Source organism: Aminobacter sp. UC22_36 (genome assembly GCF_044056035.1).
Taxonomy (GTDB): Bacteria; Pseudomonadota; Alphaproteobacteria; order Rhizobiales; family Rhizobiaceae; genus Aminobacter.
In genome coordinates this window covers 1760784-1775842 of the sequence record NZ_CP171996.1, presented here as the reverse complement: position 1 = coordinate 1775842, position 15059 = coordinate 1760784, and the positions used below count along the sequence as shown (strand labels likewise).

Below are 15059 nucleotides of genomic sequence, written 5' to 3'. Positions count from 1 at the left end.
TTGCTTGTGGCGAAACGAAACCCTTGCCAAAGCCCGGCTGCATTAGATAAGTAGATTGAATTAGTCATATTTGACGGTGAAGCAGTGGAAGAGCGCAAGAAGGACGTCTTTCTGGAGACCACCGCAGAGGCGACTGCGCTGGCGCGTTCGCTGATGCGCAAGGCCCGATATGGCGCGCTGGCCGTTATCGAGCCTGAAACCGGCTCGCCGCTCGCCAGCCGGGTCGGCACGGCAACCGACGTCGACGGCACGCCGCTGATCCTGATCTCCGGGCTCTCCGCCCACACCAAGGGCATCGTCGCCAATCCCGCCTGTTCGCTTCTGGTCGGTGAGGTCGGCAAGGGCGACCCCCTCGCCCATCCGCGCATCACGCTCTTCTGCCGGGCGCGAAGGCTGGAGCGGGGCACGGAAGAATATGCCCGCGCCGAGCGGCGCTATGTCAACCGCAATCCCAAGGCCAAGCTCTATATCGGCCTCACCGACTTCACCGTCTTCCGGCTTGAACTGGAGCGTGCCAACCTCAATGGCGGTTTCGGCAAAGCCTATCTGCTGAGCCGCAACGACCTGCTTCTTCAAGGCCCTTCCGTGGACGCCATTGCCGCGGCCGAGCAGTCGGCGCTCGACCACATGAATTCGGATCACACCGAAGCGACCGGCATCTACGCCAGTTATTTCGGCCGCCTCGACGACAAGACCTGGGTGCTCAGCGGCTTTGATCCGGAAGGCATGGATTTGGCCGCCGGCGACGAGACCGGACGGGTGCTTTTCCCGAAAATGCTTGTCGAAGCCGCTGATCTCAGGCGAAGCCTTGTCGAAATGGCAAAAGAAGGCCGCGCAGCAAAGTCTTGATTTTTTGAATGAAAGCTGATTTGTCATATATTAGCCAGATCCGCTACTGATTCCATTGACGATCTGGTTTGGTAATTCGGCGTTGTTGCCCCCATGACGCCGGAAAGCATGACGGATACACGGGGTACCCATGAAACCGAAAAAACTGACGGCCAACGCGGAGGCTGCTGCTTCCTTGCTCACGCTTATGGGCAATGAAAAACGGCTGATGATCATGAGCCACCTTCTCGATACCGAGATGTCGGTGGGCGCGATCGCCGAAAAGGTGTCGCTGAGCCAATCGGCTCTGTCGCAGCACCTCGCGCGCCTGCGCAACGAAGAACTGGTCGAAACGCGCCGCGACCGGCAGATGATCTATTACACCTGCAAATCCGAAGCCGTGCGCAAGCTGCTCGGCACGCTGGAAGGCATTTTCGAAGACGCCTGATTTTCAAGCTCGGGCAAAGCCTTTCCAGGCTCCCATAGCGGGCTGCTCTCCGCTATGAAGCAGCGATGAACATCATCCGTATCGACGATCCCGCCGACCCGCGCGTCGCGTCCTATCTCGACATACGCGAGCGCGATCTTGTCGGCCGCGAAGGCCGCTTCATCGCCGAGGGCAAGGTCGTTCTCAACGTGCTGTTTGGCGCCCGCCGCTTTGAAGCGGAATCGGTGCTGGTTCTCGAAAACCGGCTCGCCGGCATGGCCGAGACGCTCGGTCTCGCACCCGAGACCATGCCGGTCTATGTCGCATCGAGCACCGTCATGGACGCCATATCAGGCTTTCACATGCATCGCGGCATCCTGGCCATCGGCCGCAAGGGCGTGGCGCCTTCTGTCGACGACATGCTTGCCGCCCTTCCCGAGCGCGCACTGGTGGCGGTGCCTGTCGGCATCTCCAACCACGACAATGTCGGCTCGATCTTCCGCAACGCCGCAGCCTTCGGCGCCGATGCGGTACTGCTCGACGAGACCTGCTGCGATCCGCTCTACCGCAAGGCAATCAGGGTGTCGGTCGGCGCAGCCCTCAAGGTGCCATTCGCCGTTGGCGGAACAGCCAGCGAGCTTGCCGATGCGCTTGCTCGCCACGGCTTCGAGCAACTGGCGCTATCGCCCGCGGGCAAGGCCGACATCAGCGACATTCGACGCCCCAGGCGGCTGGCGCTCTATCTCGGCACCGAAGGCGAAGGTCTGCCCGAGCAGCTGCTGAGGCGCCTGACAACGGCTAGGATCAAGATGGCGCCCGGGTTCGACAGCCTCAACGTCGCGGCCGCCTCGGCGATCGCGCTGCATCATTTCACCGATGCTGCGAATTAGGCCTATTCGGCCGGCAGCGACTTCTGCAGCGCCCTGACCCTGTCGGCAAGACTGACCACTGCCGACGTATCGCCATTGACCGGCGCGCGAGTGTCGCCTGAATTGGCAAGGACCTTGGCGATCGGCGACTCCGGGCCTTCGAGCCGCGCCGTGAGCGCCACCACCTCGGCCGCCAGTTCGTGCATTTGCTCGCGCAGCAGCGAATCCTGGCCGGGAGCGGATACGGTTCGCCCGGCCTTTGCCAGCTCGCCTTTCAGCCGCTTGTTCTCACGCGTCAGCGTGGTCAGCCGCCCTTCCAGGCGCTCTCGTTCAACCGCCTGTGCGGTTCCGTTGATCATGACGGCCTCCTGCGTGCCTTGCGGGCTTTTCAGTTGCTCGCGCACGCGGTCAAGTTCGCTTTCGCGCAACCGGCCGAGTTCGGCCTCGCGCCGCTCCAGCTTGTCGTCGCGGTCACTCAGCGACGACACCATCTGCTGCAATTTCTTGTCGAGTTCGCCGGCGCGCCTGGTCTCGGCCTTCAGCGCCTCGCGCACGGCCTTGTTGTCGGCCTCGAGTTCGCTCAGGCGAAGGTCATTGCCCTTGCTTTGCTGACGCAGCGCCGACATGTCGTCCGACAGCTTGCCCATCTGGCTTTCGCGGCTCACCAGTTCGATCTGGCGGTTGCTCGAGGACAGGCTGGCCTCGTCGTACAGCCGGCCGATTTTCTCGATCTCCTGGGCACGCTTTTCGAGCACGCGTTCCGCCTCGACGAGCTGGCTGGCGAGCGCCTTGATCTGCTCGTCGCGCCTGGAGATCTCCTCGCTCAAACTGCCACGCTTGGCTTCGAGCTCGCTGACGACCCGGTCCTTGCTGGCATGATCGTCGGCGACCGCCTTTTGCGCCTCGCGGCTGCGGCTGAGCTCGACGGCTTGTGTCAGGAGCTTTTCCTGCGATGCCTTGAGCTGGACCTCGACCTTGCGCAACGCCATGGCGTGCTCGGCGCGCAAGCTGTCCTTGTCGGCGCGGATCTCGTCGAGCGTCAGCGGAAGCTTGGCCTCGACCCGCTGGCGGGTGACCGAAACGGCACGCCGCCACACCGACGGCGCGATCAGCAGCACCACAAACCCGGCGGTCAGGAAGCCAAGAACGAAAAACAGGATCGACTGGACCAAGGCACTTTACCCGTTACGGACAGGCGCGAGTTTGCCATGTTCCCATGGCAGGAATCCAGCACCGCTGTAAAGCCAGTCGATCCGTTCTTCACACAATCAGAACGGATTCCAGGTTGGCTGCTGCGTCAACTTCAGGTAGCCGAGATTGACACCCAGTCGCGCGCCAACACCGGTGCGCACCGGCACCAGCAGGATGTTGCCACGCTTGAGAACGTTGAAGCCGACGCCGGCGACGACATAGGCCGAGCCCGCAACGCCGCCATAACGGTCATAGAGATTGTTCACGTCATCCAGGTTGTAGACCAGGATCATCGTGCGCGAGCCCTGCCCGCCGAAATCCCAGCCAAGCGACGGGCCCTGCCAGAACACCTTATGGTCGCCGGCATTCTTGGTGTAGAGCGTGCCTTCGCCATAGGTCAGGCCACCGACAAAGGCACCCGATCCCTCCTCGCCGAGCACATAGCCGTTCGGCAGGCCATAGGACGCGAAAACCTTCTCGACCACGCTGGCAAGACCGCCAGACGTCGAGCCGAAGAAGCGATGGCCGGAATCAAGGATCTCCTGCGAGGTATATTGCTGCGCGCGAGACGCAGATGTCGAAAATGCCAGAACGCCGACAAGGACGAACATCGCGGCAACAAGCCGGGCAAACGTCCGGCCATAGAATCGGGAAATCATGCTTCCAAATCTCCGTCAGGGAGCACACTTTCTCCGACGCCCCGGACCCGCTGCTGCTCTTGATTGGCGGCTGGCTGGTCCAACTCCGGCAAACTATGCCGTAATCCTTTTTCAACCATTAAACTGACCCACGAAGATGGCGGTTCGAAGGCACGAAAAGCTGTCGAAACGCCCCGGATTTGCGCAGAAAAGCCACCATTTCGCGCAACCGTCACCTGCTGTTTCTTGCCGCATGAGGCGGCGCTGTGTAACCAAGAGTACTATAAGGCCAGCCCTGATTCGCACTGCCGGGTTCCTTGGCCGCATTACCGTGGTTCAAGCCATTTGCCCGAGGGATGCCGTTCATGGCCGAGTTGTTGATGCTTTCCGCCCCTGACCTCGCAGCGCTGCTGTGCAGCCGGGTTTGCCACGACATCATCTCGCCGGTCGGCGCCATCAACAACGGTCTCGAACTGCTCGACGAAGGCGGCGCCGACGAGGACGCGATGCGTCTCATCCGCACCAGCGCCCGCAACGCCTCGGCTCGGCTGCAGTTCGCCCGCATCGCCTTTGGCGCGGCAGGTTCGGCTGGCATGCTGATCGACACCGGCGATGCCGAATCGGTTGCCACCGCGTTCCTCAAGAACGAAAAGCCGGAACTGACCTGGAGCGGCGGCCGCGCGCTTCTGCCGAAGAACAAGGTCAAGTTGCTACTCAACCTGCTGCTCGTCGCCCATGCCGCGATCCCGCGCGGCGGCAAGCTCAGCGTGACGCTCGAAAACGTCGACACCGCGCCGAAATTCACCCTGTCGGCCTCAGGTCCGATGCTGCGCGTGCCGCCGAAATTCCTCGAACTGCACTCCGGCCAGAAGCCAGAGGAGCCGATCGACGCTCATTCGGTGCAGCCCTACTACACGCTGCTTCTGGCGCGCGAAGCCGGCATGACCATTTCGATTCATGCCACGCCCGAAGAGATCCTGCTGACCGCAGAGTGATCGGCGCAACTTTTTCAATATAGCCAAAGCACTATTGTCACTGCCTGCCCGGCAATGCCTTGGCGATTACGCGCGACTGGCAGGTTGTCGGCCTGATTGTAGGTCCGACAATCAGCACCGTCTTTCGCCGGATTTACGCTGTGGCCTCGAAGATTTGGAACCAGCCAGCGAACGCGCTGGCCCGCGGATGAAAACAGCCGCTCTGGCAGACGTTTCCAAGAATTTTACCATTCGGGTTTTCGGCTTCTTTACGCAACGAGGCTAAGGTCTGGCCAACATCCGGCGCGACTGACGCGTTCGGCTCCCGCAACAAGGACCGGGATATGAAGCGCTGCCTGTTCGTCGATGATTCGAGCGTCATTCGCAAAGTCGCCAAACGCATCCTCAACAGCCCGGAAATGGTGGTCGTCGAGGCCGCGACCGGTGCCGAGGGCCTGGATATGTGCGCCTACGACATGCCCGACATCATTGTCGTCGATGGGGCGCTCGAGGATATGGGCACCGCCGACTTCATCCGCCGCGTCCGCGCGCTGGATGGCCGGGTCAAGCCGCAGATCGCGATCTGCCTGACCGAAGTCGACATTGGTGCCATCATGCGCGCCAAGCGTGCCGGCGCGCAGGGCTATCTGCTCAAGCCGTTCACCAGGCCGCAACTGCTCGACCGTTTTCGCGCCTTCGACGTCGCTGCCTGATTCGGCCTGCTGGATCGCCCCAGACCGACGGTTTGCGGCCGCGCCTAGCGCTTATCCATGCGCAAAACAAAGAAAACCCGGCACGAAGGCCGGGTTTTGACTGAAGTAATCAGAAGAAATCAGGCGATTTCGCGAAGCTCTTCCGGCTCGCGCAGCACATAGCCGCGGCCCCAGACAGTTTCGATGAAGTTCTGGCCGCCAGATGCAGCGTCAAGTTTCTTGCGCAGCTTGCAGATGAAGACGTCGATGATCTTCAGCTCTGGCTCGTCCATGCCGCCATAGAGGTGGTTGAGGAACATTTCCTTGGTCAGCGTCGTGCCCTTGCGCAGCGAGAGCAGCTCCAGCATCTGGTATTCCTTGCCGGTCAGGTGCACGCGCTGGCCACCGACCTCGACCGTCTTGGCGTCGAGATTGACGATCAGGTCGCCGGTGATGATGACCGACTGGGCGTGGCCCTTCGAACGGCGGACGATGGCGTGAATGCGCGCCACCAGCTCGTCCTTGTGGAACGGCTTGGTCATGTAGTCGTCGGCGCCGAAGCCCAGGCCGCGCACCTTGTCCTCGATGCCGGCCATGCCGGAGAGGATCAGGATAGGCGTCTTGACCTTGGACAGGCGCAAAGTGCGCAGAACCTCGTAGCCCGACATGTCGGGCAGGTTCAGGTCGAGAAGGATGATATCATAGTCATATAGCTTGCCGAGATCGACACCTTCTTCGCCGAGATCGGTCGTATAGACGTTGAAGCTTTCCGATTTGAGCATCAGTTCGATGCTCTGTGCGGTTGCACTGTCGTCTTCTATCAGCAGAACGCGCATTCAAATCCCCTTTTCTGCTGCCGGAACGTCTTCGCGGTCCAAACCTTGCCGGCCCAGTGCTTACCTGAATCGGAGGCTGCCATCGAATGGTTAACAAAACCTAATTTCGTATGGAAGACCATATCAGAAATTTTAACCGGCGCATACACCCTCTTGAATCCAATCATGAATCACACGGTCAACATCTTAACGCGACGCATTAACAAGGCTGACTAAGCGACTCCGGAGACGGCCCAATCACATTCGCAGCGAAAACCAGAATCTTTACCGGGCCTTAAGTCTCGATGGGTATGATTAACGATGCCCGTAAACGAATGGTTACCGGCGGAGAAAAACTTTAAAAGTTTGTTTTCCATAGTCGGGTGTTCAGAACCGGTTCTGGTGCGGCACGGTCCCTGTGGGCCACAGTAGGCGAGTAGAAGTGCGTTTTTCGGTGTTCGGGAGTGTCGGGTCATGAAATCACGTGAGAACCTGGTCAGGCTCAAGCAGTTTCAGGTGAACGAAAAGCGCCGGCAGCTGATGCAGCTTGATTCGATGATCGCCGAATTCGACCGCATGGCCAGCGAGCTCGAACTGCAGATCGTCGCCGAGGAAAAGAAGGCGGGGATCACCGATCTCAATCATTTCGCCTATCCGACCTTCGCCAAGGCCGCGCGGCAACGACGTGACAATCTGAAAAACTCCCAGCATGATCTGGCGCAACAGCGCGCCGCTGCCGAATCCTTACTCGGCGAAGCTGAAGCGGAGCTGTCCAAGGCAGAGATGCTGGAATCGCGCGACCGCACCACCCGCGACGCCGACAATACCGGCCGCAGCGCCATGATCGGGTAGAAAACCCATAGTTTTCAGCAATTTAGCTTTGCGCTGACGACGCTGCGCAGATCCAAAGTCCAAGGCCTGCGCTGCAATGCGCGGCGCCCTACGCCCTGAACTCAGCCGGCTCGTTGTCGCCGGCCAGTGACTGGGCACGCGAATCACGAATCTCGGCGCATGACGTTCCGCCCAGACCCTGATCTGATTGAGCAGATCGGACAGATTGCGGCCCAGATCGGTCAGCTCGTACTCGACCCGCGGCGGAATGACCGGAAAAATCTCGCGCCGCACCAACCCGTCACGCTCCAGAATACGAAGCGTCTGCGTCAGCATCTTGGGCGTGATGCCTTCGACCTTGCGTTGCAGCTCGCCATAACGCCGCCTGCCCGGCTTCAAAGCGCCGACGACCAGATACACCCACTTGCTCGCCAGCATCTCGAGCACGGTGTGCGACATGCATTCGCGCCGGAAGGCGTCATAGCCGAAAGGCGTGTCGGGAGCGCATTCACTATCCATGGGGTACCTATATATCATTGAGGTACATTCTAGACAAGCGAATGATACTATCCAAATGATAGTGGCACATGCATTCACCCCAAGGAGGACATTCCTATGCGTGCCATTACCCAGAACACAGTTGGCGGCCCGGAAGTGCTTGAGATCGCCGAGCGGCCCAGCCCACAGATCAAGGCCGGCGACGTGCTGATCCGCGTCAAGGCGGCCGGCGTAAACCCCGTCGACGCCGCCGTACGCGGCGGTTTTTACCCGCTTTTGGGCGAACCACCCTTCGTTCTCGGCTGGGATCTGTCGGGAACCGTCGAGGCAGTTGGTGCCGGTGCCAACGGCTTTGCGCCCGGCGATGAGGTCTTCGGCATGCCCAATTTTCCGGCACAGGCCGCAACCTATGCCGAGCTTGCCGCAGCTCCGGCAAGCGAGTTGGCGCACAAGCCGCAGGCGCTCGATCACGCGGCGGCAGCCGCCCTGCCGCTTGCCGGCCTGACCGCCTGGCAAGGCCTGGTGACGGTTGGAAAGCTCAAGGCGGGCGACCGCGTCCTGATCCATGGTGCCGCCGGCGGTGTCGGCCATCTCGCGGTGCAGATCGCCAAGGCGCTCGGCGCTTATGTCATTGCAACAGCGAGCCCGAGCAAGGTCGATTTCGTCCGCGCCTTGGGCGCCGACGAGGTGATCGACTACACCAGGGACGATTTCATCGCCAAGACCGGCCAGGTCGACATGGTGTTCGAGCCGCTTGGCGGTGACCATGCGGAGAAGTCGCTGAAGGTGCTGCGCACGGGCGGCGTGCTGATTGCCCTGCTCGAAACCAGCGAAAAGGCAAAGTCGGACGCCAAGGCGAACGGCATCCGCCTGGAACGCATCTCGGTCGTACCCGATCGTAAGGGACTGGAAGAACTGGCAAAACTGGTGGCCGCCGGCAAGCTCAAGGTTCATGTCGCCAGGAGCTTCCCGCTCGCCGAGGCCGGCGCGGCGCATGCCTTCCTCGCCACCAAGCCCAAGGGCAAGGTGGTGCTGACGGTCTAGGTCGCCAGGAAATCACTGCTCAAACGAAAAAGGGTGCGGCAAGCCGCACCCTTTCTTATTGGTTGGCCGCAACGGCCGGTGTCAATGACGGTATTGCTGGATGCGCGTGGTGCGCAGGCCAGCAAGGCCGTATTCGTCAATGGAGGCCTGCCAGGACAGGAACTCCTCGGTCGTCAACTTGTAGCGTTGGCACGCTTCGTCGAGACTGAGCAGCCCTCCCCTGACCGCAGCGACCACCTCCGCTTTTCGGCGGATAACCCACCGGCGCGTGTTGGTCGGGGGCAGATCGGCAATCGTAAGCGGGCTGCCGTCCGGCCCGATAACATATTTGACACGCGGTCTAACCAGATCGGTCATCGTACTCTCTACTAAAAACTCAAAGACCCAATCACCTGCCACACTAGCGCCACAGCTTTAAAAATTGCCTAAGCGTATACTAAGAGCTAAGTAACGAACGTGAACAGAACGTTAGACTCTCAATCCGCAATTTAACCACCTGCCCAGTTGGCTGGTTTCCCGCCGAAAAAGGTGGGCCAGCGCGCTTCGGGTGGCACTGCGAAGAGGCTTGACCTATATTGCAGCCATTGGCATGCAGCCGACCCAAAGACAGCGGAACGCAATCCCGATGAACAGCCTGGACCTGCCCGGACGCCCTGAAGACACCCGCGTGGTTGTAGCCATGTCGGGCGGTGTCGATTCTTCCGTCGTGGCCGGACTGCTCAAACAGGAAGGTTATGACGTCGTCGGCGTCACGCTGCAGCTCTACGATCATGGGGCCGCGACCCATCGCGCCGGCTCGTGCTGTGCCGGCCAGGACATCGCCGACGCCCGCCGCGTCTCCGAAACGCTCGGCATTCCGCATTATGTGCTCGACTATGAAGAGCGCTTCCGCAAGGCGGTCATCGACCCGTTCGCCGAAAGCTACGTCGCCGGCGAGACGCCGATCCCCTGCGTTTCGTGCAACCAGACGGTCAAGTTCGCCGACCTGCTCGCCACCGCGCGCGAGCTGGGCGCCGATGCGCTCGCCACCGGCCACTATATCCGCTCGAAGCAGAACGGCGCCCACCGCGCGCTGTACCGCCCCGTCGACGCCGATCGCGACCAGAGCTATTTCCTATTTGCGACAACGCAGGAGCAGATCGACTATCTGCGCTTCCCGCTCGGCGGCATGTCCAAGCCCGACGTTCGCGCAGCCGCCGAACGTATGGGGCTGACTGTCGCCGCCAAGCAGGACAGCCAGGACATCTGCTTTGTGCCGCAGGGCAAATATTCCGACATCATTGCCAAGCTGCGGCCATCGGCCGCCAATCCCGGCGACATCGTCCATATCGACGGCCGCGTGCTCGGCCGCCATGAAGGCATCCTGCGCTACACCATCGGCCAGCGCCGCGGCATCGGCATCGCCTCGGGCGAGCCGCTTTATGTCGTCCATATCGACGCCGAGCGTGCACGTGTCGTGGTGGGTCCGCGCGAGGCGCTGGAGACGCACAAGATCTTCTTGCGTGGCATGAACTGGCTCGGCGATGATGCGCTGTCGAGCGTCCCGGCCTCAGGCCTCGAGCTCTACGCCAAGGTGCGCTCGTCGCGCCCGCCGCGTCCTGTCGTTTTGCAGCACCGCGATGGCGCCACCTGGGTCGAACTTGTCGACGGCGAGTCGGGCATCGCTCCGGGACAGGCCTGCGTACTCTATTCCGACGACGGCAACGAAGCACGTGTCTTTGGCGGCGGCTTTATCGAGCGCTCCGAGCGCCACGCCGACGCGGAAGCGATGCTGTCACGGCTGGCGGCAACGCCAGGGTCGATAGCCGCGGAATAAGGCATGGGGCAGCAGTAGGCTTCGAGCAACTGCCCTACTCCCTTGCTGCCCTACTCCCATTCATCTCAATCGTGGGTGACGGTACCAGCCGTCAGAATCCTGAGCACCCCCAGCGCTTCTTCAGCGCCGGTGCGCGGCTCTTCCCGCGTCTGGATGCAGTGGATGAAATGCTCGAGCTCGCGCGTCAGCGGCATGGCGTTTTCGAGCTCGATGTAGGTCGGTTCGTTCATCGTCGACGTCCACTGCCCCTCGTCCTGCCAGACCGCATGACGATACAGCGCAAGCTTGCGCTCCTGGGGCTCGACATCGTCAAACACCGCCATGCCCTTGGTGCCAACGACGGTCAGCCGGCGCTCGCGGTAAGGGTTGAGCCGCGAAGCAAAAAGGTGCCCGCGCAGGCCGTTGGGGAAACGCATGTGCAGGTGAGCGAAATCGCTGAGGTGGTTGAGCACCGCGGCACCTTCGCCGCGCACCTCGATGGGGGCCGTGCCGGTGATCGCCAGGATCATCGACAGATCATGCGGGGCCAGATCCCACAGCGCGTCGTTTTCGGCGTGGAACTTGCCGAGACCGAGGCGATGCGAATGGATGTAGCCGACCTCGCCGAGTTCGCCCTTGTCGACAAGCGCCTTGAGCCCCTCGAACGCCGGGTGGAAACGCAGCACATGGCCGGTCATGAAGACGCGGCCGTTGTCGCGCGCCGCCTTCACCGCACGCTCGGCGTCGGGCACCGTCAGCGCGATCGGCTTTTCAACCAGCACGTCCTTGCCCGCTTCGACAGCGCGAACGGCAAAGTCGGCATGGAACTGCGGCGGCAGCGCCATGACGATCGCATCGACATCAGCGCGGGCAAACAATTCGTCCGGCGTGAGCGCCAGACAGCCCTGCTCGGCGGCAAAACGCTCGGCGCGCGCCGGATCGACGTCGGAGACGGCGTGGAGGGCACCAAGCGACTTCAGGGTGCGGATGTGGTTGCCGCCCCAATAGCCGCATCCAAGGACTGCAATACGCGGTGTCATCAGGCTCTTTCCAAGGGGGAATTATGCCGGCAGACATAGTGCCCGCGCCCTATTAACTCAACCCCGCGCCCTGCGCCAAAATCACCTGGAGTATGTGCGCTGGAACGCCGAGACCACGCCATTGTCAGGGTCAAACATCGCCTTTGTGGGTTCAGGGGCTGTGCAAAAACCCTGCCGCAGCAAGCTATTTGACAGCCATCCGGCGTGCTTCGGCAAATATCCGGAATTGCCTGATGTCACTGCTTGACAGGCTTGCCATCCAGACATTATATCCGCCCGACCTTGGCGAAACGCTTCGACGCCTGCCTCTTCCGAGACAGTTTTTCGAGCCTTCTCCACCCTGGCGGGATAGCTCAGTTGGTTAGAGCACGGGAATCATAATCCTGGGGTCGGTGGTTCGAGTCCACTTCCCGCTACCACCCTTCCGAACATTTCGCATGCTGCAGTCGAGATCTCTATCTCGACATTTGCTCAATGATCCACTGCCTGAAGGCCATCACGCCGGCACCGCGCCGCTGCCCGGGTGCGATCACGAGATGGTACTGAAGGTCCGACGGCATCGTCTCATCAAAACATTTGACCAGGCGCCCTGCGGCCAGATCATCGGCAACGAGCGACGACCGCACCAGCGCCAGTCCAGCACCTTGCCGGCACGCAGCGATCATGTCGGAGAAGGCCGGAAAGCTCGGCCCGGCCTGGAAATCGAAGGGCTCGTCCGAGCCATCGACAGCGGGTAGTCTCTCCTTGCGGTCATATATCTGCCCATGCCAGCGCTCCCAATCCAGCACCGTGTGGCGGGCGCCCTCATAGCGCAGCAGCGGCGCTGCGCGCAGCGCCTGCCGCTTGGGGAGCGCGCGTGCGACCGCCGGTGAAGAGACGGCAAACTCATAATCGTCGGTCAGGCGGTAGGCGTCCGTGCCAGGCAAGGTTCCGGCCAACCAGATGGCAATGCCGATCTTGTCGATGTCGAGGCGGGCACGCCGGTACTCGATGGTGACGCTGACGTCGATCTCGGGATGCGCAGCGCAGAAGCTGCCGAGACGTGGCTGCAGCCACTGGCTGGCAAACTCCGGCGTGGTTGAGATGCTGAGCTGCTCGCTCTTCATGCCGGGACGCGCGTTGTCGAGCACCGCCTCCAGCGCAGACAGCGCCTCGACGATGCCAGGTATCGCCTGCTCGGCCAGCACGGTCAGCTCGACGCCCTTCCTGCTGCGCACAAACAGCGACGTGCCCAGCCAGGCTTCGAGCTGCGCGATCTGATGGCTGATCGCTGTCTGGGTTAGACCCAGTTCCTCCCCTGCCCGGGTGAAGCTGCGCGTGCGCGCCACCGCTGCCATGGCGCGCAGGGTCTGCAGGGGTGGAAGCCGGGAGCCTGGTTGCATGAAAATCTCTCATGCCATGAATGAGCACACTTCATTGTACGTCATGCAGCACAGCATGCAACTCGTGGAAAATCATGAGATCACTGCTGAGAATTTCCATGAAGAAAATCTCTGAAACAATCGGCCGCGCATTGCGGTGGCGCGGCCGTCGCCGGTCTCCACAGGCGCCGCCAAGCTACCTTCGCCATGATGTCGGCCTGGGCCGCAGCGCCGATCGGCCCCGCCACTGGACGGACTTTCTTTGAAACCGCAAGCGCCGCCCGAAAGGGGCGGAGGAACGCCTGCCCTGCTCTCGGCGCCAGCCGCCCGCACAGCCCTCAATGCGTGATCAGCAGTGGCGAGATCGAGTTGGCGATGGTCTGGAACGCCGCCTTCAGCTCGGCGATGTTCTTGGTCGGGAAATAATAGGCCGGGCCGGTGGCGCAGGTGCTGTAGAGATCGCGGTTGGCCTGGGTATCGGCACCGAGGACGACGGTGTAGATGATGACGTCCTGCGCCTTCAGATTTGTGCAGACGGTCTGCGTCGCAGCGTTGACCTTCTTGAGCGCACCATTGCGGTCGGTCGCCCCCATTCGCCCGGTATCAAGGTAGCTGTAGGCGCCGTAGTCCGACTTGTTGATCGGCGAGCTGGATGCGCCGAAGACGTTGTTTTCGCCGTCGGTGAAGACGACGACAACCTTTGACGTATCCGGCGCCTTGAAAGCATCGCCCTGGGTGAACGGCGCCCCCGGCGACAGGACGCGATAGCCCCAGGCAAGGCCCTCCGAGACGTTGGTTCCCGAACCGTACCAGAAGTTCATGTTGTCGAGTTCGCCCTTGATCTTCTTGACGGGATCTCCGCCGAGCTTGACCAGGTCCTCGGTAAGAGGGACCACGGGCGTGGCGCAGCCATAATTCGGGCCGGTGGTGTCGTTGGGTGTCTCCTTCAGCATGGAGCTAGCTCGCGCGGTCGAGCTTGAATATTTGCCCGTCGACTTCTGCTTCTCGCGATCAGTGCCGCCAACGACATCGATCAGGTAGCTGTTGTTGTAGCTGGTACCGCTATTGGGTGATTTGGCCGCCCCCCCCGGCTCATCCGGCGCGAAGTAGGGTACGAACAAGGTGTCTGGCTTGGTGATGTCAGGGGCAGTGTCATCCAGTGCATACAGATCGCGGCGCGCTTCGACACAGCCTTTCCATTCCCCAGTAGGCCCGGTTTTCCAGTTTTCCTTCAGGCCCTTGAAAAGCTTCCAATGGCCGATGCGGAACTCATTGCCTCTCGCATCCTTCATGGTCTCGAAATTCTTGCCGTTCCATGACTTGTCGTCCAACGGTACGTCGTCCCGCGTATCAACCCAGGACTGATCGAACCCCTCGGCGCTCTTGATGTTCACGGCGGTGACCAACGGCACCAATGCAGCGCGGATCTGGCGCTCCGGTCGGTCGTCCTTGACCTTCTGCAAGGCCTTGATGATCTCCTTGGAGCCTTCGATCAGCGCCGCCATGTTGGCAGCCCCCATCGAACCGGTGTTGTCGAGCACCAGTGCGACCTCGAGCTTGGCATTCGATTCAAAGGCATTGGCGGCAGCGGCGACGCGCGCGCTCTGGCCGAAGATGAAGGCAAAGTTCAATGCGACGTCAGCGTCAGCGGTGGCGGTGGTCCTGATGTGATTGACACTTTGCTCGACGACGAGCTTGGCCTTGGCATTGACCAGTGACGGCCGGTTGGCAACGTTGGTGGTAAAAAACGCGTTGAAGGTATCGTTGCGGGTCCCGGTCTTGTCGCTCAGCCGCGATGCCGCCAGCACTGCCGAGTCGAGCGCGTTCTGCAGGTCGGATCTGGCTTTCATCAGATTGGCGACGTCGAGCGCGAAGCCGACAGCGGCCAGCAGCACAGGCAGTAAGATCGCGAACATGATTGCGAAATTGCCGCTCTTCGATAGCCAGAAGCGTTTAAGCACCACAGCCTCCCCCGAAATCCTGAAGAGGCTATTTGCATGCAAACAATTTAAATTGAGTTTAGCACGGTTCATACAATCACAAGATGAGCTGGATC

The 15059-nt window shown here is 61.3% G+C and carries 15 protein-coding genes, 1 tRNA gene and 1 pseudogene; 9 read left to right on the top strand and 8 right to left on the bottom strand.

Annotation, left to right across the window (positions count from 1 at the left end; all coding sequences use genetic code 11):
- Nucleotides 1–84: 84 nt before the first annotated feature.
- The 3 genes from ACHMW7_RS11845 to ACHMW7_RS11835 all read left to right on the top strand — a co-directional run bounded on the left by ACHMW7_RS11845 (nucleotide 85) and on the right by ACHMW7_RS11835 (nucleotide 2145).
- Nucleotides 85–849, top strand: a complete 765-nt coding sequence (locus ACHMW7_RS11845; protein ID WP_395450427.1) for a HugZ family protein — start codon at nucleotides 85–87, stop codon at nucleotides 847–849.
- 130 nt (nucleotides 850–979) lie between these two features.
- Nucleotides 980–1276 carry a helix-turn-helix transcriptional regulator gene (locus ACHMW7_RS11840; protein ID WP_109575469.1) on the top strand — a complete coding sequence of 99 codons (297 nt, stop codon included), beginning with the start codon at nucleotides 980–982 and terminating at the stop codon, nucleotides 1274–1276.
- Nucleotides 1277–1341: 65 nt separating this feature from the next.
- A complete protein-coding gene (locus ACHMW7_RS11835) occupies nucleotides 1342–2145 on the top strand; it encodes a TrmH family RNA methyltransferase (protein ID WP_395450426.1) in 804 nt (267 codons plus the stop codon).
- Between the two features lie 2 nt (nucleotides 2146–2147).
- Here ACHMW7_RS11835 and ACHMW7_RS11830 read toward each other — a convergent pair whose 3' ends face one another.
- Together ACHMW7_RS11830 and ACHMW7_RS11825 are read right to left on the bottom strand one after the other, a co-directional pair.
- Nucleotides 2148–3296, bottom strand: coding sequence for a hypothetical protein (locus ACHMW7_RS11830; RefSeq protein WP_395450425.1), 1149 nt, complete (start codon nucleotides 3294–3296; stop codon nucleotides 2148–2150).
- Nucleotides 3297–3392: 96 nt separating this feature from the next.
- Nucleotides 3393–3974: a DUF1134 domain-containing protein gene (locus tag ACHMW7_RS11825; RefSeq protein ID WP_067959164.1), complete on the bottom strand. Its 582-nt coding sequence runs from the start codon at nucleotides 3972–3974 to the stop codon at nucleotides 3393–3395.
- A 344-nt stretch (nucleotides 3975–4318) separates the two neighbouring features.
- Here ACHMW7_RS11825 and chpT point away from each other — a divergent pair, with 344 nt between their 5' ends.
- A complete protein-coding gene (gene chpT / locus ACHMW7_RS11820; RefSeq protein WP_395450424.1) occupies nucleotides 4319–4948 on the top strand; it encodes a histidine phosphotransferase ChpT in 630 nt (209 codons plus the stop codon).
- A gap of 323 nt (nucleotides 4949–5271) precedes the next feature.
- Nucleotides 5272–5640: a response regulator gene (locus tag ACHMW7_RS11815; RefSeq protein WP_395450423.1), complete on the top strand. Its 369-nt coding sequence runs from the start codon at nucleotides 5272–5274 to the stop codon at nucleotides 5638–5640.
- Nucleotides 5641–5759: 119 nt separating this feature from the next.
- Here the strand turns inward: ACHMW7_RS11815 and ctrA are convergent, their stop codons facing one another.
- A complete protein-coding gene (gene ctrA, locus ACHMW7_RS11810) occupies nucleotides 5760–6455 on the bottom strand; it encodes a response regulator transcription factor CtrA (RefSeq protein WP_067959158.1) in 696 nt (231 codons plus the stop codon).
- 453 nt (nucleotides 6456–6908) lie between these two features.
- On the opposite strand from ctrA, the gene ACHMW7_RS11805 reads away from it, so the two are divergent.
- Nucleotides 6909–7286 carry a flagellar export protein FliJ gene (locus ACHMW7_RS11805; RefSeq protein WP_395450422.1) on the top strand — a complete coding sequence of 126 codons (378 nt, stop codon included), beginning with the start codon at nucleotides 6909–6911 and terminating at the stop codon, nucleotides 7284–7286.
- Between the two features lie 88 nt (nucleotides 7287–7374).
- Here ACHMW7_RS11805 and ACHMW7_RS11800 read toward each other — a convergent pair.
- A pseudogene (locus tag ACHMW7_RS11800) lies at nucleotides 7375–7724 on the bottom strand (winged helix-turn-helix transcriptional regulator).
- 156 nt (nucleotides 7725–7880) lie between these two features.
- Here ACHMW7_RS11800 and ACHMW7_RS11795 point away from each other — a divergent pair.
- Nucleotides 7881–8807 carry an NADP-dependent oxidoreductase gene (locus ACHMW7_RS11795; protein WP_395450421.1) on the top strand — a complete coding sequence of 309 codons (927 nt, stop codon included), beginning with the start codon at nucleotides 7881–7883 and terminating at the stop codon, nucleotides 8805–8807.
- Between the two features lie 81 nt (nucleotides 8808–8888).
- Here ACHMW7_RS11795 and ACHMW7_RS11790 read toward each other — a convergent pair whose 3' ends face one another.
- Nucleotides 8889–9164, bottom strand: coding sequence for a DUF1153 domain-containing protein (locus tag ACHMW7_RS11790; protein WP_013529904.1), 276 nt, complete (start codon nucleotides 9162–9164; stop codon nucleotides 8889–8891).
- A gap of 268 nt (nucleotides 9165–9432) precedes the next feature.
- Between ACHMW7_RS11790 and mnmA the strand changes: the two genes are divergently transcribed.
- On the top strand, nucleotides 9433–10623 hold the full coding sequence (mnmA, locus tag ACHMW7_RS11785; RefSeq protein ID WP_395450420.1) for a tRNA 2-thiouridine(34) synthase MnmA: 1191 nt from the start codon (nucleotides 9433–9435) through the stop codon (nucleotides 10621–10623).
- 65 nt (nucleotides 10624–10688) lie between these two features.
- Here the strand turns inward: mnmA and ACHMW7_RS11780 are convergent, their stop codons facing one another.
- Entirely contained in the window at nucleotides 10689–11642 is a 954-nt protein-coding gene (locus ACHMW7_RS11780; RefSeq protein WP_395450419.1) for a Gfo/Idh/MocA family protein, read from the bottom strand.
- A gap of 342 nt (nucleotides 11643–11984) precedes the next feature.
- On the opposite strand from ACHMW7_RS11780, the gene ACHMW7_RS11775 reads away from it, so the two are divergent.
- Nucleotides 11985–12061 (top strand) — tRNA-Met (locus ACHMW7_RS11775).
- A 36-nt stretch (nucleotides 12062–12097) separates the two neighbouring features.
- Here the strand turns inward: ACHMW7_RS11775 and ACHMW7_RS11770 are convergent.
- Both ACHMW7_RS11770 and ACHMW7_RS11765 read right to left on the bottom strand, forming a co-directional pair.
- A complete protein-coding gene (locus ACHMW7_RS11770) occupies nucleotides 12098–13024 on the bottom strand; it encodes a LysR family transcriptional regulator (protein ID WP_395450418.1) in 927 nt (308 codons plus the stop codon).
- 317 nt (nucleotides 13025–13341) lie between these two features.
- The gene (locus ACHMW7_RS11765; RefSeq protein WP_395450417.1) at nucleotides 13342–14919 is read right to left on the bottom strand and encodes a pilus assembly protein TadG-related protein; all 1578 of its coding nucleotides are present in this window, start codon (nucleotides 14917–14919) and stop codon (nucleotides 13342–13344) included.
- Nucleotides 14920–15059: the final 140 nt, after the last annotated feature.